Source organism: Aeromonas sp. 603757, assembly GCF_049171255.1.
In the GTDB taxonomy this organism is placed as follows: Bacteria; Pseudomonadota; Gammaproteobacteria; order Enterobacterales; family Aeromonadaceae; genus Aeromonas; species Aeromonas veronii_A.
In genome coordinates this window covers 18063-43080 of sequence record NZ_JAAKOE010000023.1, presented here as the reverse complement: position 1 = coordinate 43080, position 25018 = coordinate 18063, and the positions used below count along the sequence as shown (strand labels likewise).

The 25018-nt window shown below is 58.8% G+C and carries 23 protein-coding genes; 10 read left to right on the top strand and 13 right to left on the bottom strand.

From position 1 onward, the window contains the following. The first annotated feature begins 133 nt into the window (after window positions 1–133). The 5 genes from phnR to G5332_RS18125 all read left to right on the top strand — a co-directional run bounded on the left by phnR (window position 134) and on the right by G5332_RS18125 (window position 6495). A complete protein-coding gene (gene phnR / locus G5332_RS18145; protein ID WP_407970203.1) occupies window positions 134–841 on the top strand; it encodes a phosphonate utilization transcriptional regulator PhnR in 708 nt (235 codons plus the stop codon). A 120-nt stretch (window positions 842–961) separates the two neighbouring features. Further along, the gene (locus G5332_RS18140) at window positions 962–1981 is read left to right on the top strand and encodes a putative 2-aminoethylphosphonate ABC transporter substrate-binding protein (RefSeq protein WP_005352506.1); all 1020 of its coding nucleotides are present in this window, start codon (window positions 962–964) and stop codon (window positions 1979–1981) included. A 261-nt stretch (window positions 1982–2242) separates the two neighbouring features. After that, window positions 2243–3337 (top strand): putative 2-aminoethylphosphonate ABC transporter ATP-binding protein, encoded by a 1095-nt coding sequence (locus G5332_RS18135; RefSeq protein WP_421311496.1) that lies wholly within the window; start codon window positions 2243–2245, stop codon window positions 3335–3337. Further along, a complete protein-coding gene (locus tag G5332_RS18130) occupies window positions 3334–5070 on the top strand; it encodes a putative 2-aminoethylphosphonate ABC transporter permease subunit (protein ID WP_421311494.1) in 1737 nt (578 codons plus the stop codon). Before G5332_RS18135 ends, G5332_RS18130 begins: the two co-directional genes overlap by 4 nt. An 18-nt stretch (window positions 5071–5088) precedes the next feature. Then, on the top strand, window positions 5089–6495 hold the full coding sequence (locus G5332_RS18125; protein ID WP_421311492.1) for an FAD-dependent oxidoreductase: 1407 nt from the start codon (window positions 5089–5091) through the stop codon (window positions 6493–6495). Between the two features lie 83 nt (window positions 6496–6578). On the opposite strand, the gene G5332_RS18120 is transcribed toward G5332_RS18125, so the two are convergent. After that, window positions 6579–7277: a TetR/AcrR family transcriptional regulator gene (locus tag G5332_RS18120; RefSeq protein WP_266134848.1), complete on the bottom strand. Its 699-nt coding sequence runs from the start codon at window positions 7275–7277 to the stop codon at window positions 6579–6581. 196 nt (window positions 7278–7473) lie between these two features. Between G5332_RS18120 and G5332_RS18115 the strand changes: the two genes are divergently transcribed. Together G5332_RS18115 and G5332_RS18110 are read left to right on the top strand one after the other, a co-directional pair. Then, window positions 7474–9405 carry an amidohydrolase gene (locus G5332_RS18115; RefSeq protein ID WP_421311490.1) on the top strand — a complete coding sequence of 644 codons (1932 nt, stop codon included), beginning with the start codon at window positions 7474–7476 and terminating at the stop codon, window positions 9403–9405. Window positions 9406–9656: 251 nt separating this feature from the next. Continuing rightward, the gene (locus G5332_RS18110) at window positions 9657–10412 is read left to right on the top strand and encodes an NYN domain-containing protein (protein WP_421311488.1); all 756 of its coding nucleotides are present in this window, start codon (window positions 9657–9659) and stop codon (window positions 10410–10412) included. Between the two features lie 163 nt (window positions 10413–10575). Here the strand turns inward: G5332_RS18110 and G5332_RS18105 are convergent, their stop codons facing one another. The 10 genes from G5332_RS18105 to sdhC form a co-directional block, all read right to left on the bottom strand. After that, the gene (locus tag G5332_RS18105) at window positions 10576–10884 is read right to left on the bottom strand and encodes a hypothetical protein (RefSeq protein ID WP_216953470.1); all 309 of its coding nucleotides are present in this window, start codon (window positions 10882–10884) and stop codon (window positions 10576–10578) included. A gap of 291 nt (window positions 10885–11175) precedes the next feature. Continuing rightward, a complete protein-coding gene (locus G5332_RS18100; protein ID WP_216953469.1) occupies window positions 11176–11730 on the bottom strand; it encodes a GNAT family N-acetyltransferase in 555 nt (184 codons plus the stop codon). A 39-nt stretch (window positions 11731–11769) separates the two neighbouring features. Continuing rightward, window positions 11770–12642 carry a succinate--CoA ligase subunit alpha gene (sucD, locus tag G5332_RS18095; protein WP_005333542.1) on the bottom strand — a complete coding sequence of 291 codons (873 nt, stop codon included), beginning with the start codon at window positions 12640–12642 and terminating at the stop codon, window positions 11770–11772. Continuing rightward, entirely contained in the window at window positions 12642–13808 is a 1167-nt protein-coding gene (sucC, locus tag G5332_RS18090; protein WP_005346090.1) for an ADP-forming succinate--CoA ligase subunit beta, read from the bottom strand. The genes sucD and sucC overlap by 1 nt, the downstream gene beginning before the upstream one ends. Before the next feature lie 104 nt (window positions 13809–13912). After that, complete coding sequence (odhB, locus tag G5332_RS18085; protein ID WP_421173129.1) at window positions 13913–15100, bottom strand: 2-oxoglutarate dehydrogenase complex dihydrolipoyllysine-residue succinyltransferase; 1188 nt, start codon at window positions 15098–15100, stop codon at window positions 13913–13915. A gap of 33 nt (window positions 15101–15133) precedes the next feature. After that, window positions 15134–17944: a 2-oxoglutarate dehydrogenase E1 component gene (gene sucA, locus G5332_RS18080; RefSeq protein ID WP_040066315.1), complete on the bottom strand. Its 2811-nt coding sequence runs from the start codon at window positions 17942–17944 to the stop codon at window positions 15134–15136. A 115-nt stretch (window positions 17945–18059) separates the two neighbouring features. After that, complete coding sequence (locus G5332_RS18075) at window positions 18060–18776, bottom strand: succinate dehydrogenase iron-sulfur subunit (protein WP_216978904.1); 717 nt, start codon at window positions 18774–18776, stop codon at window positions 18060–18062. A gap of 16 nt (window positions 18777–18792) precedes the next feature. Next, on the bottom strand, window positions 18793–20559 hold the full coding sequence (sdhA, locus tag G5332_RS18070) for a succinate dehydrogenase flavoprotein subunit (RefSeq protein WP_013723668.1): 1767 nt from the start codon (window positions 20557–20559) through the stop codon (window positions 18793–18795). 1 nt (window position 20560) lies between these two features. Beyond that, a complete protein-coding gene (sdhD, locus tag G5332_RS18065) occupies window positions 20561–20905 on the bottom strand; it encodes a succinate dehydrogenase, hydrophobic membrane anchor protein (RefSeq protein ID WP_216953466.1) in 345 nt (114 codons plus the stop codon). Next, window positions 20899–21276: a succinate dehydrogenase cytochrome b556 subunit gene (gene sdhC, locus G5332_RS18060; protein WP_005346101.1), complete on the bottom strand. Its 378-nt coding sequence runs from the start codon at window positions 21274–21276 to the stop codon at window positions 20899–20901. Before sdhC ends, sdhD begins: the two co-directional genes overlap by 7 nt. 64 nt (window positions 21277–21340) lie before the next feature. Here sdhC and G5332_RS18055 point away from each other — a divergent pair, with 64 nt between their 5' ends. From G5332_RS18055 to G5332_RS18045, 3 genes are all read left to right on the top strand, one after another. After that, window positions 21341–21529, top strand: coding sequence for a hypothetical protein (locus G5332_RS18055; protein WP_216953465.1), 189 nt, complete (start codon window positions 21341–21343; stop codon window positions 21527–21529). Between the two features lie 189 nt (window positions 21530–21718). Continuing rightward, entirely contained in the window at window positions 21719–23005 is a 1287-nt protein-coding gene (locus tag G5332_RS18050; protein WP_005346116.1) for a citrate synthase, read from the top strand. Between the two features lie 91 nt (window positions 23006–23096). After that, the gene (locus tag G5332_RS18045) at window positions 23097–23414 is read left to right on the top strand and encodes a DUF4377 domain-containing protein (RefSeq protein WP_227342700.1); all 318 of its coding nucleotides are present in this window, start codon (window positions 23097–23099) and stop codon (window positions 23412–23414) included. A gap of 77 nt (window positions 23415–23491) precedes the next feature. Here G5332_RS18045 and G5332_RS18040 read toward each other — a convergent pair whose 3' ends face one another. Both G5332_RS18040 and G5332_RS18035 read right to left on the bottom strand, forming a co-directional pair. Further along, on the bottom strand, window positions 23492–23932 hold the full coding sequence (locus G5332_RS18040; RefSeq protein ID WP_227342699.1) for an acetyltransferase: 441 nt from the start codon (window positions 23930–23932) through the stop codon (window positions 23492–23494). A 58-nt stretch (window positions 23933–23990) separates the two neighbouring features. Continuing rightward, window positions 23991–24836: a DUF5718 family protein gene (locus G5332_RS18035; protein ID WP_216953462.1), complete on the bottom strand. Its 846-nt coding sequence runs from the start codon at window positions 24834–24836 to the stop codon at window positions 23991–23993. Between the last annotated feature and the right edge of the window lie 182 nt (window positions 24837–25018).

The following is a 25018-nucleotide window of genomic DNA, read 5'->3' as shown; positions in this document are numbered from 1 at the left end:
TCTAGGAGGCCTGAACAACAGGGGCGATGCTGGTATCTACCAACGCATGTTGATGTCGCCGTTTAACCACCGGGCAGATGACCAGCCCTGTGCCCAGCCCATTGCACAACTTATTGCAAAACCAGGGATTTTCATGAGCAAACCGCAATATCTGCAGATCAAGGATGCCCTCGCCAACCAGATCCTGGCGGGGGGGCTGGCCCCCAACGACAAGCTCCCCTCCGAGCGGCTGCTGGGGGAACTCTATGGCACCACCCGGGTTACCATTCGCGAGGCACTGGTGCAGCTGGAGGCCAACGGCCTTATCTATCGGGAGGATCGCCGCGGCTGGTTCGTCACTCCGCCGCGCTTTCGCTTGAACCCCAGACGCACCTCCAACTTTCACCAGATAGTGCGGGAGCAAGGGGGAGAACCGCACACCGAACTGCTGGATAAAAGCCGCCAGGCGGTACCGCCCGCGTTGATGGCGCAACTGCAGCTCAAGCCGTTCGACAGCCTGTTTCTGCTCAAGCGGCTGCGCTACGCCAACGGACGCGCCATCTGCTACTGCGAGAACCACTGCCTGCCAGAGCGGGTGCCCGGCCTGCTGGAGCTGGATCTCAACGGCAGTCTGACCGAGATCTACCAGGCCCATTACGATCTCCACTACGCCCGCATGCAGGTGCGCTTTTTTCCCACCGCCCTGCCGGATGAGGTGGCCAAGGCGCTGGGGGCCACCGCCGGTCTGCCCGCCCTGCGTCTCGAGCGACTCAACTTCGATCAGCACGGCCGGGTGCTCGACTTCGATCTGGAGTACTGGCGCCACGACAGCCTGGAGATCGAAGTGGATACCCAGGATTAGTCACGGATAAATCAGGAACGGCAAAACGTCACGGGGCTGTCACGGTCACGTCATAAAGATCCCCTAGCCTCTCTCTCGACCAATCTGGTTTATACCAAACCAATTTAACTGGAGAAGAGGATGAAACAGGGAACCCATCTGCTGGCCGCCGCCGTGCTGGCTGCCATGACCGCCCCGGCACTGGCCGCGACCGATCTCACCGTCTACACCGCCTTCGAACCGGAGCAGCTCAACGAGCTGAAAACCGCGTTCGAGCGCCAGCATCCGGACATCAACATCAAGTGGGTGCGTGACTCCACCGGCGTGGTCACCGCCCGCTTGCTGGCAGAAAAAGCGCAGCCCAAGGCGGATGTGGTGTGGGGACTGGCCGCCACCAGCCTGATGCAGCTCGATCAGCAGCAGATGCTCAATGCCTATGCACCGAAAGGACTGGATAAGCTCGACAGCCGCTTTCGCGACAGCAAGGCCGAGCCGCACTGGATCGGTCTGGACGCCTTCTTCAGCGCCATCTGCTTCAACAAGGTAGAGGCGGAAAAACAGGGGATCCCGGCCCCCACCAGCTGGGCCGACCTCACCAAGCCCATCTACAAGGGCAAGGTAATCATGCCCAACCCCAGCTCCTCCGGCACCGGTTACCTGAGCGTTGCTGGCTGGCTGCAGACCATGGGCGAACAGCAGGGCTGGCAATTCATGAATGGCCTGCACCAGAACATCGACCGTTACACCCACTCGGGCTCCGCCCCCTGCAAGCTGGCCGCCAGCGGTGAAACGGTGATCGGTATCTCCTTCGACTTCCCGGCTACCAGCCTCAAGGCCAAGGGTGCCCCCATCGAGGTGGTGTTCCCGAAAGAGGGTTCGGGCTGGGATATGGAAGCCGCCGCCATCATCAAGGGCACTCCCAAGCTGGAAGCCGCCAAACAGCTGCTCGACTTTGCCGCCACCGAACAGGCCAACGCCCTCTATAACAAGTCGTTCGCCGTGGTCGCCATCCCCGATGTAGCCCAACCGAGAGCGGGCTATCCGGCGGATATCAAAGGCCAGATGATCGACAACGACTTTAGCTGGGCAGCCCGCGAGCGTAACGCCATCCTGGCCCAGTGGAGCGCCAGCTTCGACGGCAAGACCGAAGCCAAACAGTAAGCGTGAAGGGCGGCGGTTTGTTCACGCCAGACACACCACCGCCAATAAACTGCCAGTCGAAGGCCAACAAGTGTTGGCCTTTTTAACTTCCCGAGTTTGTATTGCCTTCAATTAGCGACGCCTCACCCATCCGCACGGTGCCAAGCCACTTGCTGGCGTACCGCCGTCATCTGACTGTCATCAAGCTGTCATCCCCCGATCACCTGACCGTCACACTTCACCCGCAAACTGGTATATACCAAATCAGTAGCGAGTCGAACCATGACCCAGCCCTATCTGGACATTCAACATCTCAACAAGCAGTTCGGTGCTTTTCAGGCCCTCAAGGGGATCTCTCTGACCATTGAGCCGGGGGAGTTTATCTGCTTTCTCGGCCCCTCCGGCTGCGGCAAGACCACCTTGCTCAGAGCCATCGCCGGGCTGGATCTGCCGGACAGCGGCGAGATCTGGCAAGGGGGGCGCAATATCTCCCGCCTGCCGCCCCAGGAGCGCGACTTTGGCATTGTGTTTCAGTCCTATGCCCTCTTCCCCAACTTGACGGTGGCCCAGAACATCGCCTTCGGCCTTGAAAATCAGGGGCTGGCGCGGGATCTCATCAAGGAGCGGGTGGACCACTGGCTGGGGCTGGTGGATCTCACTGCCCAGTCCCACAAATACCCGAGCCAGATCTCCGGCGGCCAGCAGCAGCGGGTGGCGCTGGCCCGGGCGCTCGCCCTCTCCCCCGGTCTGTTGCTGCTGGACGAACCGCTCAGCGCGCTGGATGCACTGGTGCGCACCCACCTTCGCAGCGAGATCCGCGCCCTGCAGCAGCGCCTTGGCATTACCACCATCATGGTGACCCACGATCAGGAAGAGGCGCTGACCATGGCCGATCGCATCGTGGTGATGGAGGGTGGCCGCATCGTGCAGGTAGGCACCCCGCAGGAGATCTACCACCAGCCTGCCAGCCGCTTTGTGGCAAGCTTCGTCGGCACCATGAACTTCCTCGACACCCTGGTGCTGAGCCCCACTCAGGTACGCCTCAACGAACAACCGCTGACACTTGCCAACCGGGCCGCTGCCGGCAGCAAATTGCAGGTGGCGATCCGCCCCGAGGCAATCACCCTGAGTGCGCCGAGCGAGCCGTATCTTGGCCAACATGGCGTTGAAGCAACCATCGATCAGGTGGAGTTTCTCGGCGCCGCCCAGCGTCTTATCTGCACCGCCGACACCTATCTGGGCCCGCAGCAGATCCTGGTGGAGCGCCCGACCCACGAGCTGCCCCGCCACGAACAGGGTGGCTGGCGCAGCGGCATGCGCTGCTCGCTGCACTGGCCCGCCGGAGCGATGCAGCTGTTTGAAGGAGATCGCCCATGACAGCCCCCTTCGCGACCTCCTCCCTGTTGCCGCCAGCGACAGCCCGCCAAGTCTCTCGCTGGCAGCGGCTCTGTCGCGGCTGGAGCCGGGATCAGCTGCTGCAACTGATCCTGCTGGTGCTCGGCATCGCCCTGCTCACCGGCGGTCTGCTGCTGCCACTGCTCACCATGCTGCAAAAAAGTCTGCAGGATGAGAACGGCCTCTGGGTGGGCCTTGCCAACTTCAGCGCCTACTTCGACTCCCCTCATCTGGGGCGCACCATCGGCAACACCCTCTGGCTCGGGGTGCTGATCACCGCGCTGGTGGTGACCATCGCCTTTGGCTACGCCTATGCCCTCACCCGCACCTGCATTCCGGGCAAGCCCCTGTTTCGCCTCATCGGTTTGATCCCGCTTCTGATGCCCTCCCTGTTGCCCGCCATCAGTCTGGTCTACTGGTTTGGCAATCAGGGGATCGCCAAGGGGCTGCTCGGCGGCGAGAGCATCTACGGCCCCATCGGCATCGTCATTGGTCTGGGCTTCTGGTGCTTCCCCCACGCCCTGATGATCCTTATCACGGCGCTGGGCCAGAGCGATGCCCGCCTCTATGAAGCCTCCCGGGTGCTGGGCAGCAGCGGCTGGCGCACCTTTGTCACAGTCACCCTGCCTACCGCCCGTTATGGCCTGCTCAGCGCAGCCATCGCGGTCTTCACCCTCACCATCTGCGACTTCGGGGTAGCCAAGGTGATTGGCGGCCAGTACAGCGTGCTGGCTACCGATATCTACCGGCAGGTGATCGGGATGCAGAACTTCTCGCTGGGCGCAGTGGCCAGCGTCACCCTGCTGCTGCCGGCGCTCTTGAGCTTTGCGCTGGAACACAGGGTACGCAGCAAGATGCAGGAGCAGAGCAGCACCAAGGCGGTACCCTATCAGCCCAAACCCCATCGGCTGCGTGATCTGCTGGCGCTCGGCTGGTGCACGCTCTGGGCCCTGCTGTTTCTGGCGCTGGTGGGGATGGCCGTTTACGGCTCCCTGGTACAGTTCTGGCCCTACAATCTCGGGCTGACGCTGGATCACTACGCCTTTGACAGCAACAGTGTCTACGGCTGGCAGCCCTTTACCAACACCTTGCAGCTGGGCCTCTATACCGCGCTGATCGGCACCGTGCTGGTGATGGTGCTGGCCTGGGCACAGGAGAAGGGGCGCCACTTCGCGCCGCTGCGCCAGCTGCTGCATCTGCTCGCCATGCTGTCGCTGGCGGTACCCGGCATGGTGCTGGGGCTGGGTTACATCTTCTTTTTCAACGGCAATCCGCTCTTTGGCAGCCTCTATGGCACTCTGCCGCTGATGGTGCTCTCCTGCGTCATCCACTACTACACGGTGGGCCATATGACGGCGCTGACCAGCCTCAAGCAGCTGCCCAAGGAGCTGGAGCTGGTGGCAATCTCATTGCGCATTCCGCTCTGGAAGGCGTTCTGGCGAGTCACCCTGCCCGCCTCCCTGCCCGCACTGCTGGAGATCTTCATTTACCTGTTCGTCAACGCCATGACCACCACCTCGGCGGTGATCTTCCTCTATTCGAGCGATAGCGTGCTCGCCTCCATCGCCGTGCTCAATATGGAGGATTCCGGCGATACCGCCGCGGCCGCCGCCATGGCCACCCTGATCCTGCTGGCCGCCGCCACCGTCAAGCTGCTCCAGCTCTTTTTGAGCCGCGCCCTGCTGGATCGTACCCAGCGCTGGCGCCACCAATAACCTTATCGAGGAGTCATCATGTCCACTCTCCCCTTCTGGCTGGCCGAAGCGCTCGCCGCCGAACAGCCCGCGCCTCCCAAGCTACTTCACGGCCACCACGAGGCCGATGTCTGCATCGTCGGTGGCGGCTTTACCGGGCTGTGGAGCGCCATCGCCCTTAAACAGGCCGAGCCCCACCTGCACGTCATAGTGCTGGAAAAAGACCTGTGCGGCAGCGGCGCCTCCGGGCGCAACGGCGGCTGCCTGCTCACCTGGTCGGCCAAATATCTGACGTTAAAGCGCCTCTTTGGCGAGCAGCAGGCCGCCTGGCTGGTACAAAGATCCGAGCAGGCGGTGCACGAGATCGCCCGCTTCTGCGAAACGCACAACATAGAGGCTGAGCTGAGGGTCGAGGGCACCTGCTACACCGCTACCAGCGAGGCCCAGCGCGGCCTGATGGAGCCGGTATTGCAGGAACTCAAGCGAGCCGGTCTTAACCAGTGGCAGGCGATTGAAGAGGGTGAACTGGCGAGCCAGAGCGGCTCCCACGTTCATCTGGAGGGGCTCTACAGCCCCCACGCGGGCTCGGTGCAACCGGCACTGCTGGTGCGTGGCCTGCTGCGGGTGGCGCGGGAGCTGGGGGTCGAGGTCTATGAGCACTCCCCCATGCAGCGCCTTGAGGCGGGTCAGCCTGCACGGGTACAGACACCGCAGGGTGAGGTGCGTGCCAGCAAGGTGGTGCTGGCCCTCAACAGCGCCATGGTGCAGCACTTTCGCGAGTTTCGCCGCAGTATCGTGCTGGTCTCCTCCGATATGGTGATAACCGATCCCGCACCGGATGCACTGGCTGCCCAGCAGCTTGAGCACGGCCGCAGCGTGGTGGATGGCCGCACCTTTGTCCATTACTACCGCTCCACCCCGCAAGGGCGGCTGATGCTGGGCAAGGGGGGCAACACCTTCGCCTTTGCCAACCGCCATCTGGCCGAGTTTGACGCCCCGAGCCGTTATCTTGTCCCCCTCACCCGCACCCTGCGCCGCTTCTTTCCGGCGCTTAAAGAGGTGCCCATCGCTGCCAGCTGGTGCGGCGCCTCCGACCGCTCGGTGGATGGCCTCCCCTTCTTCGGCCACTGGCGAGGGCAGCCCAATATCGTCTATGGCCTCGGCTATTCCGGCAACGGGGTGGCGCAAAGCTGGATCGGCGGCCAGATCCTGGCGGCCTTGGTGCGCGATGAGGTGCGGGAAGCGGACAAACCGTGGCGCGACTGCGCCCTAGTCAGCGGCCCGCGTGGCTACTTCCCGCCCGAACCGTTTCGCTGGCTGGGGGCCATGGCGGTGCGCAACGCCATCCGGCGCAAGGAGCGGGCGGAAGATGAGAACCGCCCGGTGGCCTGGTATGACAAACAGCTGGCCAAACTTGCCGATGCGGCGGGCAAGGCGGATAAATAATCGCGCTGACTTCGCTCTTGCACGGTTCAGCCACGTCTGGCTACAACAAGCAAAGCGCCGACCCGCACACCTTGCGGCGCCTGTTATGGCGCCGCCTTTGCCTGTACTTCCGTGCCCATAAGCAGGGCTGGCCTTGCCTGCCACACCCGTGCCGGGTCGGACTCGGCAATAGCGGCGGCGATCAGCTGCTCGCTCCAGCGACGATGCAGCAACCACATCCTCTGGCCCGCCTCCCCATCACCACGGGTGCACTGCTTGGTCACATCGGCGGTGCGATAGAAGTAGCGCACCAGACTCGTGAGCTCGGCCTCCGGCCAGCGGCAGCCAAAGTCGCGCAGCAGGGATGACCAGAAGTCAATCTGGCGCCGCTCGTGTTCCTGCTCGACCACGTGCAGTTCGGGGATGAGATCCATGGCGTGCCACAAGGCACCATAGCCGACAAAGCGACGATCAAGCTCTTCAAGCGCCAGATCCAGCAGCACCAGCACGTGCGGCCAACTGGTCGCCTGGGTTCGGATCTGCTCTTGCGCCTCACAGATAGCTGCCAGCCACCCCATAGCGAGACGGCAAATGATCGCCTCCTTGTTGGGATAGAGGTGGTAGAGCGATTTGATCCCGACACCGGCCCGATCAGCAATGGCATTGGTGTTGAGGGCGGCAAAACCTCGCTCCTGCAGCAACAGCAGGGTGGCCTGTTCAATGCGACTTGCCACCTCCTGACTGCGCTGCTGCCGGGGCTGACGCCGCATATGCAGGGCGGCAGGCACTCGTTGTTCTGACATCTTCTCTCCTTCGAACCACTGAGGTCCCCTCTTTGCCCGGGTCACGACCGGTAGTGGCTCATTGACATCCATGAGACAAGGTAAACAAAAAGTTAAATAAATGCAGTAATTACTGGATTTTTTCAGAATAGCTGCAATAAACATATCTGCTCAGATCTGCAGTAATTACTGCATTTAACCCAAGGAGAGCAGTGCAATGGATAGCAAACATACCTCAACCCGATTTGGCATCACCCTCCTGTTGGCCGCAGGCCTGCTCGGTGGCTGCCGAAGTGACACCAATGATACGAATGGGGCAACGACCCTCTATCTCAACGGCAAGATCCACACCCAGGATGGGCAGCGTCAGGTAGCCGAGGCCATGATGGTCAGTGACGGCCAGTTTATCTATGTGGGCAACCAGGAGGGGGCCGAAGCGCTCAAGCACCCCACCACCCGGGTGGTGGATCTGCAAGGCCGAATGGTACTGCCCGGCCTGCATGACAACCATATCCATCTGCTCGGTACGGTGGCGCTGGACATGTGCGATCTCGATGGCAAACCCGTCACTCTGGATCAGCTGGCCGCCAAGATCAGCACATGCCTGCCCCGCTATGCGGCCAAACCGGGGGAGTGGCTGGTAGTCAACCAGTGGTCTCCCTACGAGGGCAATACGGCAACCGCCAGCCATGCCACCCTGCTGGCAGCCCTCGATGCCGCCGCCCCCGACAATCCGGTGGTGCTGGCCGGGGTCGATGGCCATGCCAGTGCCTACAACTCCCGCGCCCTTGCCATGGCGCAGGATAACGACGGCAACACAATCGGCTTCAATGGAACTACGCTGGCCCCCGGCGGGGTCTTCGAGCCCTTTATCCCCTATGTCGACCTGACCAGCGGAGTGGTGCGTGACACGGCCCGCAGCGCCATTCCAGTGCCCGATAGTGGCGTTCTGAGCGCCAGTGATGAGCAGGCAGCCAGCCAATACGACCAGACCCTGCCCGCCATTGCCGAGCTGATGGCCTCTCGCGGTATCACCAGCATTCAGGATGCCTGCGCCACCGACTTTATCCGCCAGCGACTACTCACCATGCAGTCACGGGACCTGCTGCATATGCGTGTCACGGCCGCCACCTGCTTTAGCGATGATGATTATCAGGGCAAACTCGATATAGAGGGGCATCTTGCCAAGGCCAGCCAGGTGAGAGAATCCTTTGCCAACAACCCGCTGATCAAGGCCGATGCGGTCAAGATCTTCCTCGACGGTGTGCTGGAAGGGGATCCCTTCACAACCCCCCCCTTCCTGCCCAATGCCGGCATGCTGGCAAACTACCACACCCCCCATCTGGCCAGAGACCCGGCTACCGATGAAGTGACCATCACAGCCGACAGCGAGGAGTCCGGCAACAACGGGATCGTCAACTACCGGGAGGCCGACCTCACCCGCTATATAGGGGCGCTGGACAAGGCAGGCTTCAGCATCCATATGCACAGCATCGGTGATCGCACCACCCGCACGGCGCTGGATGCCCTCACCGCCGCCCGCGCCAGCAACGGTGATAGCGGCATTCCCCACACCCTGGCCCACCTGCAGGTGGTCCATCCCGATGATCAAAAACGGCTCGGCGAGCTTGGGCTCTACCTCACCTTTACCTATGCCTGGACCTCCCCCCAACTGGCCTACGACATGCTGGTTGCCTCCTTTATCCAGCCGACCCGGGTGGGCCAATCCCTGAGCGATGCCCTCTATGATCCCCTCGGCTATCTGCACGGAGCCCTCTACCCGGTCGAGAGTTCGCGCAAGGCGGGCGCCATACTGGTCGCTGGCAGCGATGCCCCGGTCGACAGCCGGGATCCCCGCCCCTTCGAAAATATGGCGACCGGGATCATCAAGGCTCCCCAAAGCGGCGATGATTATCGCGCCAGCCAGCGCATCACCCTTGACGAAATGCTGGCGGCCTACACAATCAATGGCGCCCGCGCGGTACGCCAGCAGGCTATCAGCGGCTCGATCGAGGCGGGCAAATCGGCCGACTTTATCGTGCTGGATCGGGATCTCTACCAGCTGGTCGCCGCCGGCAAGCCGGAGCAGATCGCCGATACCCAGGTAGTCCAGACCGTCTTTCGCGGGCAAACCATCTTTAACCAGTAGGACTCTGGTAGTAAGACAAGTCATCAGCTGCGAGCAGAATGATAATACCGACCCAAGGGTCGGTATTTTTATTGCGGAGTTTTTTCTTAAGAAGACTCCTAATATTGAGAGGTTCAACACTGGCAGTCCAAAATACTTGTGGCATACTACATGACCCCAAGCGTCTGGATATGTTTTACTGCTCGCATTGAGGGCTAAGTGCTGTAATGGAGTCACAGCGCATAAAATAATTAAATAGCACGGAGGCCTTTATGAAAGATAAAGAAAAAATAGCCGTATTTATTGATGCTGATAATGCACCCGCAGGTAAAATAGACATAGTTCTTTCAGAGTTAGCTAGATACGGCGTTGTAAATATTAGAAAAGCATATGGTAACTGGAAAAACCCTAATCTTAAACCATGGGAAGATGTCCTACACGACTATGCCATACAACCAGTACAACAATTTGATTTAACAAAGGGTAAAAATGCGACAGACATGGCATTAGTCATTGATGTAATGGACGTAATATATACAAAGGATATTGACATAATATGCCTTGTATCATCGGATTGTGATTTTACACCTTTAGTTACCAGAACACTTGCTGATGGGAAATTTGTCATCGGATTTGGAGAACGGAAAGCACCATTACCATTCGTTAATAGTTGTTCTCGATTTCTATATCTGGATGCCGCGCCAGTGCTGGAGCTACCCATTCAAAAACAAAGTAAAAACATAAAGGGTGACACAAAACTCATCAATTTACTCCGGCAGGCAATAGATGCTATTGGCGAAGATGATGGCTGGGCTATGCTTGGTGAGATTGGCAACCACATTTCAAACCATGCTTCATTTGATCAACGAAACTACGGATTTAGAAAGCTGAGCGATCTATTCCAGTCCATCGATCTCTTCGAGATGAAAAAAACAAATGGTTCAGTTATTTGGGTTAGAGACAAAAGAAAAGCAAAACAACTGAATAAGTCCACTCCACCCTTACAATCCGTAGCAAGTAAAAACTAATCATAAGTCTCTAGGGTCGAAGAACGACACGAATCCTGACATACGAAAATATACTCCCTAATAAAAACAGTTAATACGTCAGTGTCATCGTTAGGGAGTTATGTGAAGTGATAACAGAAAGCCATTGTCTTGTTAAATAGGTTTATGATTAATGACAACATCCTTATTTTTTTAAATGATTAACGTGAAAGCACCAACCCCAAAAAAGTCTAGCGTTAGAATAAGAGATAATAATTCCGAACACGGCAATGCCCACCAGCTCCTGACAATACCCCATCAACTGTATATAGTTTGCAAATTTCCAGAGAAGACCACCCGTTCTCCTACTAAATGTCACTATTTCACATGTGTCAGCCAAAACAATATTGGTGCCGATAAGCAAAAATCCAGCGCCGACAAAAAAGACAAGCAGCACATGACCAACCACAAGTAACTGGGCGCGCTTATCTCCATCAGAAAAAATAAAATCCAAACCAGAACATAAGCAAAGATAACGGGATCAGGTTAAACGCAATGTCACCAATACTTTGGTAGATGAAGAATTATCAAAAATTGCTGCGTTGCCAACCACAACAAGCATCATGATAAACAGCAGAAAAAACCACCTCATTGTTTCCTCCAAGCACCGAGAGCGCGGCCATAAAAATGTTAGCACCTCATCGCCTCAACTTGTGACGTCAAATATCAAGTGCGCATTATTGCGCCAACAAAAGCGGAATAAATAAGGATGTGGTTAAGCCGTAAAACAGATTTATAGGCATATTTATGTGATGGCATGCCATACCATAATGGTCGTTTCCCAGTGACCGTGGGTTGATTTATGTATTGCGTTGAAGCCTTGCTCACGATAGAAGCCAACATTATGTGTTTCACACTGCAAGTAGAGTGTCGCAACACCACGGGAAACAGCCATATTCCTGGCAACATTCATCAATTTTTTAGCGATACCTTTTCTGCGGTGTACTGCTGAAACATAGATACCACCAATCCAGAACTCATATTCAGGGTGATTTTTATTTTCCTGAATTTTAATCTCCAATGTTCCAACCAGTTCTCTATCGTCATGCGCCACCAAGCTAAATGGGATATCTCTATTTAAAGCTGTGACTTCAACCTTTTTACGTACCATCTCTTTCGTAACGCCGGGCACATGAGAGGCCCATTCATCGAAATACCAGCCGACTATTGTCGATATATGATGCGGATGATCTGCAAGCAATGAAATTTCCATATATCCTTTTTCCCAAGGCAAAACATATTCTTTAATTCGCGAGAATAGATAATGATGTTCTATTATTAGGCATAAAAAGCCGCCCATCGGGCGGCACTTTTATTAGAGATAACGGGCTAACAGGAATTACCAGCCGGTCACTTCGCGCAGGGCCTTGCCGATATCGGCCAAGGAGCGGACGGTTTTCACGCCAGCATCTTCCAGCGCGGCAAACTTCTCGGCGGCAGTACCCTTGCCACCGGAGATGATGGCGCCAGCGTGGCCCATCCGCTTGCCGGGAGGGGCAGTAACACCGGCGATATAGGAGACCACCGGCTTGGTGACGTGGGCCTTGATATAGGCAGCCGCGTCCTCCTCGGCGTTGCCGCCGATCTCGCCGATCATCACGATCGCTTCGGTCTGCGGGTCGTTCTGGAACATTTCCAGAATGTCGATAAAGTTGGAACCCGGGATGGGGTCGCCACCGATACCGACGCAGGTGGACTGGCCAAAGCCCTCGTCAGTGGTCTGCTTGACCGCTTCGTAGGTCAGGGTGCCGGAGCGGGAGACGATACCCACCTTGCCCGGCTTGTGAATGTGGCCCGGCATGATGCCGATCTTGCACTCACCCGGAGTGATCACACCTGGGCAGTTGGGGCCGATCATCCGCACGCCGGTCTCTTGCAGCTTCACTTTGACGTCCAGCATATCCAGCGTCGGGATGCCTTCGGTGATGGTGACGATGAGCTTGATGCCCGCGTCGATCGCCTCTAGGATCGCGTCCTTGCAGAAAGGTGCCGGCACATAGATGACGGAGGCAGTAGCGCCGGTCGCTTCGACCGCGTCACGGACGGTGTTGAACACCGGCAGGCCCAGATGGGTGGTGCCGCCCTTACCCGGAGAGACGCCGCCCACCAGCTGGGTACCATAGGAGAGCGCCTGCTCGGAGTGGAAAGTACCCTGACCGCCGGTAAAGCCCTGGCAGATGACTCGGGTGTCCTTGTTGATCAGTACGCTCATCAGTTGGCCTCCGCTGCTTTGACGACTTGCTGCGCGGCATCGGTCAGACTCTTGGCCGCAATGATGTTGAGGCCGCTCTCGGCCAGCTTGATACCACCCAGCTCGGCGTTGTTGCCTTCCAGACGGACCACGACGGGCACCTTGACCCCCACTTCCTTGACCGCACCTATGATGCCTTCCGCGATCATGTCGCAGCGCACGATGCCGCCAAAGATGTTGACCAGCACCGCTTTGACGTTGCTGTCGGAGAGGATGATCTTGAACGCCTCGGTTACGCGCTCCTTGGTGGCGCCGCCGCCGACGTCAAGGAAGTTGGCCGGCTTGCCGCCGTGCAGGTTGACGATATCCATGGTGCCCATGGCCAGACCCGCGCCGTTGACCATGCAGCCGATGTTGCCATCGAGGGCCACATAGTTGAGCTCCCACTGGGCAGCGTGCGCTTCGCGGGGGTCATCCTGCGACGGGTCGTGCATCTCGCGCAGCTTGGGCTGGCGATAGAGGGCGTTGGCGTCGATGTTGATCTTGCCATCCAGGCAGTGCAGGTTGCCCTGCGCGGTGATCACCAGCGGGTTGATCTCCAGCAGCGCGAAGTCGCAGTCGAGGAACATCTGGCCCAGACCCATGAAGATCTTGGTGAACTGTTTGATCTGATCGCCGACCAGACCCAGTTTGAAGGCCAGCTCGCGGGCCTGATAGGGCTGCGGGCCAACCAGCGGATCCAGGGTGGCCTTGTGGATCAGATGAGGGGTTTCGTGGGCGATCTTCTCGATGTCCACACCACCTTCGGTCGAGGCCATGAAGACCACGCGACGGGAGCCACGGTCAACCACGGCGCCCAGGTAGAGCTCTTTGGCGATGTCGGTGCAGGATTCAACCAGGATCTTGGTGACCGGCTGGCCGTTGGCGTCAGTCTGGTAGGTCACCAGATTCTTGCCCAGCCAGTTCTGGGCGAAGGCACGGATCTCATCCTTGCTCTTGGCCACTTTCACGCCGCCCGCTTTACCGCGGCCACCGGCGTGTACCTGGCATTTCACCACCCAGGTATTGCCGCCAATCTTGTCGGCTGCTTCGGCCGCTTCCTGCGGGGTAGCACAGGCATAACCTTCGGAGACCGGCAGGCCATACTCGGCAAACAGCTGTTTTGCCTGATATTCATGCAGATTCATAGATGCTCTATCCGTGTTGTAGGTATTTCCGTCCGGGGCTCGTGTTTCTCAATCCCCTGTGAGTGGGGGCCTCGGGGGCCCCTCGTTATCTTTCAGTTAGTTGCTCAGACGTCCAGCAGCAGGCGGGTCGGATCTTCCAGCAGCTCCTTGACGGAAACCAGGAAGCCTACCGATTCGCGCCCGTCGATGAGACGGTGATCGTAGGAGAGGGCCAGGTACATCATCGGCAGGATCTCGACCTTGCCGTCAACGGCCATCGGGCGATCCTGGATCTTGTGCATGCCCAGAATGGCACTCTGGGGCGGGTTGATGATCGGGGTGGACATCAGGGAGCCGAACACACCACCGTTGGTGATGGTAAAGTTGCCGCCAGTCAGCTCATCCACGGTCAGTTTGCCGTCACGACCCTTGCCGGCCAGCTCCTTGATGGCCTTCTCGATGTCGGCCAGGCTCATGTTGTCGCAATCGCGCAGTACCGGGGTCACCAGACCACGGGGGGTGGAGACGGCGATGCTGACGTCGAAGTAGTTGTGGTAGACGATGTCGTCACCATCCAGCCCGGCGTTCACTTCCGGATAGCGCTTGAGGGACTCCACTACCGCCTTCACGTAGAAGGACATGAAGCCGAGCTTGATGCCGTGCTTCTTCTCGAAGATCTCGCCGTACTGCTTGCGCAGATCCATGATGGGCTTCATGTTGACCTCGTTGAAGGTGGTCAGCATGGCGGTGGTGTTTTTCGCTTCCAGCAGACGCTCGGCGATGCGCTTGCGCAGACGGGTCATCGGCACCCGCTTCTCGCTGCGACCGGCCAGAGCGGCAACCGGTGCGACCGGCGCAGCAGCAACCGGAGCGGCTGCGGCAGGCTTGCTCAGCGCCTTGATGTAGGCTTCCACATCATCCTTGGTGATGCGACCGCCCTTGCCAGTGCCGGTCAGTTTGGCCACGTCGATGTCGTGCTCACCAATGAGACGACGCACGGAGGGGCTCAGGCCATCGGCGCCATCATCGGCAACCGCTTCGGCCGGCTTCTCTTTGGTCTCTTCACCGGCCACGGCAGCCGCCTTGATGGTGGCGATCAGCTGGCGGGAGAGAACGGTTGCCCCCTCTGCCTGCAGGATGTCGCCCAGCACGCCAGCTTGCGGTGCCGGCACTTCCAGCACCACCTTGTCGGTTTCGATGTCGACCAGCACTTCATCACGGGCAACCAGATCACCCGGCTTCTTGTGCCAGGTGGCAATGGTGGCATCCGCCACTGATTCCGGCAGGTCCGGTACCTTGATCTCGATAGTCATCTAATCAGTTCCTTGTTACTTCTTGTTCAGGGCTTAGGCCAGAGTAAGGGCATCTTCCACCAAGGCTTTCTGCTGCTTGGCGTGGACGGACATGTAACCAACCGCCGGTGAGGCGGACGCCGGACGACCGGCATAACGCAGGGTGGCTCCGGTCGGCAGCACCTCATCATAGTTGTGACGGGTGCAGTACCAGGCGCCCTGGTTTTGCGGCTCTTCCTGACACCAGACAAAATCGGTGACGTGGCTGTAATCGGCCAGAATGGCGCGCACTTCCTCTTCCGGGAAGGGGTAGAGCTGTTCGATACGCACGATCGCCACATCCTTCTGCTCCGCCTTGCGACGGGCTTCGAGCAGGTCGTAATAGACCTTGCCGGAGCAGAAGACCACCCGCTTGACCGCTTTCGGATCCAGCGCGTCGATCTCGCCAATGGCGTTCTGGAAGGTGCCTTCCGCCAGATCTTCGAGCTTGCTCACCGCCAGCGGATGGCGCAGCAGGGATTTGGGCGTCATCACGATGAGCGGACGGCGCATCGGGCGCACTACCTGACGGCGCAGCATGTGGAATACCTGAGCCGGGGTTGAGGGGACGCACACCTGCATGTTGTGCTGGGCGCACATCTGCAGATAACGCTCCAGACGGGCGGAGGAGTGCTCCGGCCCCTGCCCCTCGTAACCGTGCGGTAGCAACATGGTCAGGCCGCACATCCGGCCCCACTTCTGCTCACCGGAGGAGAGGAACTGATCCACCACTACCTGGGCACAGTTGGCGAAATCGCCGAACTGGGCTTCCCATATGGTGAGGCCAGCCGGCTCGGCGCTGGCGTAACCATATTCAAAGGCCAGTACCGCGTTCTCGGTCAGCACAGAGTCATACACCTCGAACGGGCCCTGCTCGTCGTGCAGGTTGCACAGCGGGGTGTAGGTGCTGGCATCGGTCTGGCTGTGCAGCACGGCGTGGCGGTGGAAGAAGGTGCCACGGCCGGAGTCTTCACCGGTAAAGCGGATGCGGGAACCCTTGTCCACCAGAGTGGCGTAGGCCAGGGTCTCGGCAAAGCCCCAATCCACCAGCTTCTCGCCCGCTGCCATCAGACGGCGGTCTTCGTAAATCTTCTCGACCTGACGCTGCAGCACGTGGGTTGCCGGATACTGGCTCACCCGCTCGCCGAGGCTCTTGAGGTGATCCATCGGCACGGCACTCTCATAGGCCATGTTCCAGTCGTGGCCCAGATACGGCGTCCAGTCGACGGAGTGTAGCTCCATCGGCCGCCACTCCTTGCTCACCCGCTCACCGCGATCCAGCGCTTCACGATACTCGTTGACCAGTTCGGTCGCCCGCTCCTGAGCGAGGCTCCCCTCGGCCACCAGCTGATCGGCGTAGATCTTGCGCGGGGTCGGGTGCTGCTTGATCTTCTGGTACATCAAAGGCTGGGTCGCGCTCGGCTCATCCGCTTCGTTGTGGCCGTGACGACGGTAGCAGACCAGCTCGATCACCACGTCGCGTTTGAAGGTATTGCGGTAATCCAGCGCAATCTGGGTCACCAGCACCACGGCTTCCGGATCATCCCCGTTGACATGCAGCACCGGCGCCTGCACCGCCTTGGCGATGTCGGTGCAATATTCGGTGGAGCGCAGGTCACGGATATAGGAGGTGGTGAAACCAACCTGGTTGTTGATGACGATGCGCACCGTCCCGCCGACACCATAGGCGCGGGTCTGGGACATGTTGAAGGTCTCGGCCACCACGCCCTGACCGGCCATGGCCGAGTCACCGTGAATGGTGATGGGCAACACGCTGGAGCCATCCTTGTCACCGCGACGATCCATACGGGCACGGACCGAGCCGATGACCACAGGGTTGACGATTTCGAGGTGAGAGGGGTTGAAGGCGAGCGCCAGGTGGACGTTGCCGCCCGGGGTGGCGAAGTCGGAAGAGAAGCCCATGTGGTACTTCACATCACCGGTACCCCAGGATTCGCCGTGCTTGCCGGCAAACTCGTCGAACAGATCCTGCGCACGTTTACCGAGCACGTTGATCAGCACGTTGAGACGACCGCGGTGTGCCATACCGATAACGGCCTCTTTGCAGCCCTGCTCACCGGCGCGACGGATCAGCTCCTTGAGCATGGGGATCATGGCGTCGCCACCTTCCAGCGAGAAGCGCTTGGCTCCCGGGAACTTGGCGCCAAGATATTTCTCCAGCCCTTCGGCGGCGGTCAGGCTCTCGAGGAAACGGGTCTTCTCTTCGAGGGTGTAGCTCCCCTTCCCTTCAATGGATTCGAGACGCTGTTGCAGCCAGCGCTTCTCTTCCGTGGAGGTGAGGTGCATGTAGTCGGCGCCTATGCTGCCGCAATAGGTCTTCTTCAGCGAGGCGTAGAGGTCGGAGAGCACCATGGTCTCGCGACCGATGGCGTAGGAGCCCACATTGAAGGTGGCCTCCATATCTGCGCCCTGCAGGTTGTGAAACGCAGGATCCAGTTCGGCAACGGTTTCACGCTGCCACAGGCCCAGCGGGTCCAGATTGGCATTCTGGTGACCACGGAAACGGAAGGCGTTGATCAGCTGCAATACCCGCACCTGCTTGGCATCCACTTGCGGATCGGAGACGGGGGCACTGTAGCGAGAGGGATCCTTGGCCAGACGACGGAAATAATCGCGGACCTGGGAGTGGGGTTGTTCAACCGCATGGCCATTGACCTGGGGCAGCTCGCTAAACAGGCTGCGCCACTCGTCGGACACGGAGTCAGGATTTTCCAGGAAGGATTCGTACAAATCCTCGATATAGCTTGCATTCGCACCAGCCAGGTGAGATGACTCCAACCAGGCCTTCATCACGCCGTTATGCATTTCTATCCCTTGTACTTCTTGTTACTGCTACGCAGCTTGTAGGGTTCAAACAGCCATCCTGCCACGGGTGGGATGGCTATCCGGAAGTCGGGCCAGCACAGGGCCGGCCCAAATACTAAACAGCCCGATTGAGCAACATCGACTTGATCTGGCCAATCGCCTTGGTCGGGTTCAAGCCTTTCGGACAGACGTTCACGCAGTTCATGATGCCGTGGCAGCGGAACACGCTGAAGGCGTCGTCCAGATTACCCAGCCGTTCGGTGGTCGCGGTGTCGCGGCTGTCAGCCAGCCAGCGGTAGGCGGCAAGCAGCCCGGCCGGACCGATGAACTTGTCGGGGTTCCACCAGAAGGAGGGGCAAGAGGTGGAGCAGCAGGCACAAAGAATACACTCGTACAGGCCATCCAGCTTGGCACGCTCTTCGGGGGATTGCAGGTGCTCACGCACCGGCGGCAACTTGTCTTCATTGATGAGGAAGGGTTTGACCTTCTCCCACTGGGCGTAGAACTGGGTCATGTCGATCACCAGATCACGGATCACCGGCAGGCCGGGCAAGGGGCGGATAACGACCTTGTTGCCCTTCTTCAGCAAATCGGAGAGCGGGGTGATGCAGGCAAGACCGTTCTTGCCATTCATGTTGAGACCGTCAGATCCACAAACCCCTTCGCGGCAGGAGCGGCGGAAGGCAAGCGTGGGATCCAGCTCTTTCAACTGGATCAGTGCATCGAGCACCATCATGTCGGAACCTTCAGGAATATCAAGATGATAATCCTTCATATGGGGGACGTTATCAACATCCGGATTGTATCTGTAGACAGAGAATGTGACGTTCATAGGGCTGGCTCCGCAATCAGTAAGTCCGAACCTTGGGCGGGAACGCCTCACGGGTCTTGGGTGACATGTTGACAGCACGACGGGTCATGGACTCGGTGTCCGGATGATAGAGGCTGTGGCACAGCCAGTTCTCATCGTCGCGATCCGGGAAGTCGAAGCGGCAGTGAGCACCGCGACTCTCGGTACGGAAGTTGGCGGCAACCGCCGTGGCAAACGCCGTCTCCATCAGGTTGTCCAGCTCCAGGCACTCGATGCGCTGGGTGTTGAACTCTTTGGAGGTGTCATCCAGACGGGCTGACTTGAGGCGCTCGCGGATAACCTTGAGCTCGGCCAGCCCCTCTGCCATCGCAGCCCCTTCGCGGAACACGGAGAAGTTGTTCTGCATGCAGCGCTGCAGGTCTTTGCGGATCTGCACCGGGTCTTCCCCGTCACGGCAATTTTCCCAGCGGTTGAAGCGGGCCAGTGCGGCATCCAGATCCGACTCAGAGGCATCGCGACCATGTTCCATCTCGCCCAGAGTGTTGACCAGATGCATGCCGGCCGCGCGGCCGAACACCACCAGATCCAGCAGGGAGTTGCCACCCAGACGGTTGGCGCCGTGCACCGAGACGCAGGCAATCTCGCCCACCGCAAACAGACCGACCACCGGCACATCGTTGCCGTTCTTGTCCTGGGTCAGGCACTGGCCATTCACGTTGGTCGGCACGCCACCCATCATGTAGTGGCAGGTCGGGATGATCGGGATCGGCTCTTTGACCGGATCCACGTGGGCGAAGGTGCGAGAGAGCTCGCAGATCCCCGGCAGACGGGATTCCAGCACCTCTTTGCCGAGGTGATCCAGCTTGAGCTTGATGTGCGGGCCCCAGGGACCGTCGCAGCCACGGCCTTCACGGATCTCGATCATGATGGAGCGGGCCACCACGTCGCGGCCGGCCAAGTCCTTGGCGTTCGGGGCGTAACGCTCCATGAAGCGCTCGCCATCTTTATTGAGCAGATAGCCGCCTTCACCACGGCAGCCTTCGGTTACCAGCACCCCTGCCCCGGCGATACCGGTCGGGTGGAACTGCCACATCTCCATGTCCTGCACGCCGACGCCGGCACGCAGCGCCATGCCGACGCCGTCACCTGTGTTGATGTGGGCGTTGGTGGTGGACTGGTAGATACGACCGGCACCGCCAGTCGCCAGCACGGTGGCCTTGGCCTTGAAGTAGACGACTTCACCGCTCTCCATATCGATGGCGGTACAACCCACCACATGGCCATCCTGGTTTTTCACCAGATCCAGCGCATACCACTCGGAGAAGACGGTGGTCTTGTTCTTGACGTTCTGCTGATAGAGGGTGTGCAGCAGGGCGTGACCGGTACGGTCGGCGGCCGCTGCGGTACGAGCAGCCTGCTCGCCACCGAAATTCTTGGACTGACCACCAAACGGACGCTGGTAGACAGACCCGTTATCGAAACGGGAGAAGGGCAAGCCCATGTTCTCCAGCTCATAGATAGCCTCGGGACCGGTTTTGCACATGTATTCAATGGCTTCCTGATCACCGATGTAATCGGAACCTTTTACCGTGTCATACATGTGCCACTGCCAGTTGTCGTCGTGGGCATTGCCCAGCGCAACCGTGATCCCGCCCTGAGCGGAAACAGTGTGAGAACGGGTTGGAAAAACCTTGGACAACAGAGCGCAGCTCTTGCCGGACTGGGCAATCTGCAGCGCGGCGCGCATACCGGCACCACCGGCACCAATCACCACAGCATCAAATTCACGAGTTGGAATAGTCACCTTACACACCCCACAGCACGACGAAACCCGTCATCAGATAGACAAACAGCACCACGACCAGGGCAAATTGCAGCGCCCCGCGCAGCCCTACCGGCTTGATATAGTCGGTCAACACCTGCCACAGACCGATCCAGGCATGGATCAGTACGCAGAGCAGGGCCAACAGGGTGAATACCTTGGTGAAGGTATTGGCGAAGAAACCTGTCCACACCTCGTAGGTGATGTCGTTGAACGCGACAAAACTCACCAGATAGAGGACATAGCAGGTCATGATGAGGGCGGTGGCGCGGATCAGGATGTAATCGTGAACGCCGCTGCGCCCGAAAGTTGCAGAATTGGTTACCATACAAGCACTCCCGCCAATACAGCCAGGATCGCGGTGATCACGAAGGCCACACGGGCACTCTGATTACCGGATTCCAGCTCTTCCCAATAGCCCATGTCCATGACCAGATGACGCAAACCGCCCACAATGTGGTAAGCCAGCGCAGTCAGGATCCCCCACAATACGAATTTGACCAGGAAGTTGTCCATGATGGACACCACGGTCTCAAATCCTTCGGGAGAGGCGAGTGAAGTGCCAAGCATCCACAGCAAGATGCCCAGTGCAACAAAGGTAATAACCCCTGAAACACGGTGCAGGATGGAGGCGATGGCAGTGACAGGAAAGCTGATCGTTTGTAGGTCGAGGTTGACCGGTCTCTGTTTGTTTTTCACGCTTGCCCACTCAGCTCTATTGAGCACGTTAGTTATTGTTTTAACTCACACTTGAGGGCACGGGATGGTGATTGTTGGCTATTTGTTACCAAAACACTCTGAAAAAGCCAAAACGCGAATTTTTGGTTTCACATCAGGCTTTGCCAAAGCGTTTCAAACACCAGCAGCCATGACCCACGTGGCGCAGTATATCGACGGCCTTAACCGAAGACAATCAAACAGCTACAAAGAAAACACAAAACCGCAAACTTGATCGCATATTTAATTTAACATTCCGTTAATGCCTTTAATGCCGCCCCAGCAAAATTGACATTGATAGGGAACTCTGTTTCAAATAGGGCGCTCCAGCCACCTCGGTATGGGTAACAACCTTTGCCAGCGTCATAAAAGTCGTAATAGAGTAGGACTGGAACCAAATTATAAAGAGCAAAGGAGACGTGCTATGGCTGATAAGATAGCCACCCTACACCTGCCCGGGAAAGATCCGGTTGAACTGCCGATCCTCTCTGGAACCGTTGGACCGGATGTTGTCGATGTTAGAAAGCTGGGTGGGCAAGGGTATTTCACCTTTGACCCGGGCTTTATGGCGACCGGTTCTTGCAAATCTGCCATCACCTACATTGACGGGGATCAGGGTGTCTTGCTGCACCGTGGCTACCCCATCGCCCAGTTGGCCAAAGAGTCCAACTACCTCGAAGTCTGCTATATCCTGCTCTACGGCGAGGCGCCCACCAAGGCACAGTTTGCCGATTTCCAGCGTACCGTGACCCGCCATACCATGGTGCACGAGCAGATTGCCTTCTTCTTCCGCGGCTTCCGTCGTGACTCCCACCCCATGGCCATCATGTGTGGTGTGGTGGGCGCACTCTCTGCCTTCTATCACGACGCCCTGGACATCAACAACGAACAGCACCGCGAGATCTGCGCCTTCCGCCTCATCTCCAAGATGCCGACCCTGGCGGCCATGTGTTACAAGTACTCCATCGGCCAGCCGTTCATGCATCCGCGCAACGCCCTCTCCTATGCAGGCAACTTCCTGCATATGATGTTTGCGGTACCGACCGAGGAGTACAAGGTCAATCCGGTGGTCGAACGCGCCATGGACCGCATCTTTACCCTGCATGCGGATCACGAGCAGAACGCCTCCACCTCAACCGTCCGTCTGGCTGGCTCCTCCGGTGCCAACCCGTTTGCCTGTATCGCCGCAGGTATCGCCTCCCTGTGGGGTCCGGCCCATGGTGGTGCCAACGAAGCCTGCCTGCGCATGCTGGAGGAAGTAGGCTCGGTGGATCGCATCCCCGAGTACATCGCCAAGGCCAAGGACAAGAACGATCCGTTCCGTCTGATGGGCTTCGGTCACCGTGTCTACAAGAACCATGACCCTCGTGCCACCGTGATGCGCGAAACCTGCCACGAAGTACTGACCGAGCTGCAGATCAAGGATCCGCTGCTGGACGTGGCCATGGAGCTGGAGCGCATCGCGCTCTCCGACCCCTACTTCATCGAGAAGAAACTCTACCCGAACGTGGACTTCTACTCCGGTATCATCATGAAGGCGATCGGTATCCCGATGAACATGTTCACCGTGATCTTCGCCATCTCCCGTACCATCGGCTGGATTGCCCACTGGAACGAGTTCCACTCCGATCCGGATAGCAAGATCGGCCGCCCGCGCCAGCTCTACGTGGGCCACCCGCAACGGGACTTCACGCCGCTTGATCAACGCTAATGAACTGAATCAACATGGTTTGTTACAAAGGCGGTCATTGACCGCCTTTTTGTTTGCCGCTTTAATGCCCTTTTAAGCTCAAGGAGCCCTTATGAAACCTCTGCTTGCCAGCGCCGTCCTGCTGCTCACCGCCTGTCAGGGCACCACGGTCCAACAGGGTGAGACCCTCTATATCAACAGCCAGCTGGTCGATTGCGTCGGGGTTGGCCCGATGCAGTGCATGCAGGTTCGCAGCGACGAGCAGCAGCCCTGGACGCTGTTCTACCAGCAGATAGAGGGCTTCCAGTTCGAGCCGGGCTACCGGTATCAGCTCACAGTCAGCAAGGAGCAGCTCACCGATGTACCAGCCGATGCCCCCTCCCTGCGCTATCAGCTGATCAAGGTGGTGAACAAGGTCGCCAGCAAGTAACAAACACTATCAAAAAACGGGGGATGGCTGATGCCATCCCCCGTTGGTTTATGGGTACTGCGCCTCATCAGGCACGATCAGGTCGGCGCCAGCGCCATATGTAGCAGCGGATAGGGCTTGCCCTGACCATCCAGCGGCGAGCGACCCGTCACGGTGAATCCCATCTTCAGATAGAAGCCCACCGCCTGTTCGTTCTGCTCGTTGACGTCAACCAGCGTCGCGCCGCACTGGCTGATGGCATGTGCCACCAGCAAACGCCCCACGCCACTGCCGCGCACCGCCGGTGCCACAAACAGCATCTCTATCTTGCCATCGCATAGCCCGCAAAAACCGGCAATACGCCCCTCTTCTGTGCGGGCACAGTGCAGTGTCACCGCATCGAAGTAGTGCTCCAGAATAAGCGGCTTGAGCGCGAGGATCTCGGCCTCGGGCAGGAAGTGGTGGGACGCCCGCACCGAGGCCTCCCACAGCGCGATCAGGGCCGGATAATCGGCCCGCGTTGCAGTATCAATCTTCATCAATGACTCTTTGTTGCAGCCCGCAGGATGACTGTGGCCTCCCCGCGAGCCAACCTGATTAGCGCGCCTGTACCGCTTGCAGCAGCACCGACATATCAGCATCAAAGTGGCGGCTGCGGATCGCTTCGCGAATATCCGCTTCGCTATAACGGCTGCCCGGGTAGACCACCACGCAGGAGGTGTCGCCCGGTTTGAGGAAGTGGGTCTCGCCAAACGGGGTATAGCGGGTGGCACCGATACTGATGAGCGCATGGGGAGGATGTCCCGCCTGCGCCAGCAGTCCCTGAATGTGCTCCGCCGGCCCCTCATCCTGCTGATGATTGAACTTGTCGATGGCCCAGTCGAGCAGCTTGCCGTGGAAGTAGCTGTAGTCGATGGCGGCGCTGTCTACCCCGTAAGCGTGCAGCTCGCCATCGCGCTCCAGATAGCAAGCGATGCGATAGTCATCGAGCTCGCAACCGGCGGCAAAACCGGAAAGCGGCAGCAGATTGGCCGCCAACCCCTTGCTCTCTTCGCCCCAGTTCTTCTTCTCGCTGATCTTCTTGGCATTGGGACGACGGATGGAGCAGTCGTTATAGGCGCCAAAGGCACGGGGATGGATCGCTACCACCTGCTTGCCGGCATACTCCAGCTCGCACCAGAGGGCTACTTCCGGCTCGATCTGCACCTTCTCGTCACCACTGACCGCCGCCTCCGGCAGGAAGATAGCCTTGTCGCTCAACGGGAATACCCCGAGCTGACCCGGATGGCCCGGCACGAAAAAGGGGAACAGCGCCTTGGGCGCCGTGGTATCCCGCACGACTACCGCTACGAAGTCCGACGCTTCACCCGCCTGCTCCAGATGACCGGCGAAATTCCCCGCGACCCCGAGTCCGATAAATTTGCTCTCTGCTGCTATCTGCATCTTGCTCACCTGCATCTTGACCACGCAAGGTAGCAGGCCCGTCGCCCACTACCGCTAAAGTGGCAAGATTAAACCACAAGGGCCCCGCCTTCGCCCAGTCCGGCCCTGTCGTGGTGTGCGCCAGCCCACTTTTTTAGGGACGAGAAGGCTGTGGTGAAACAGCCATTGCGTACTCTTCCAGC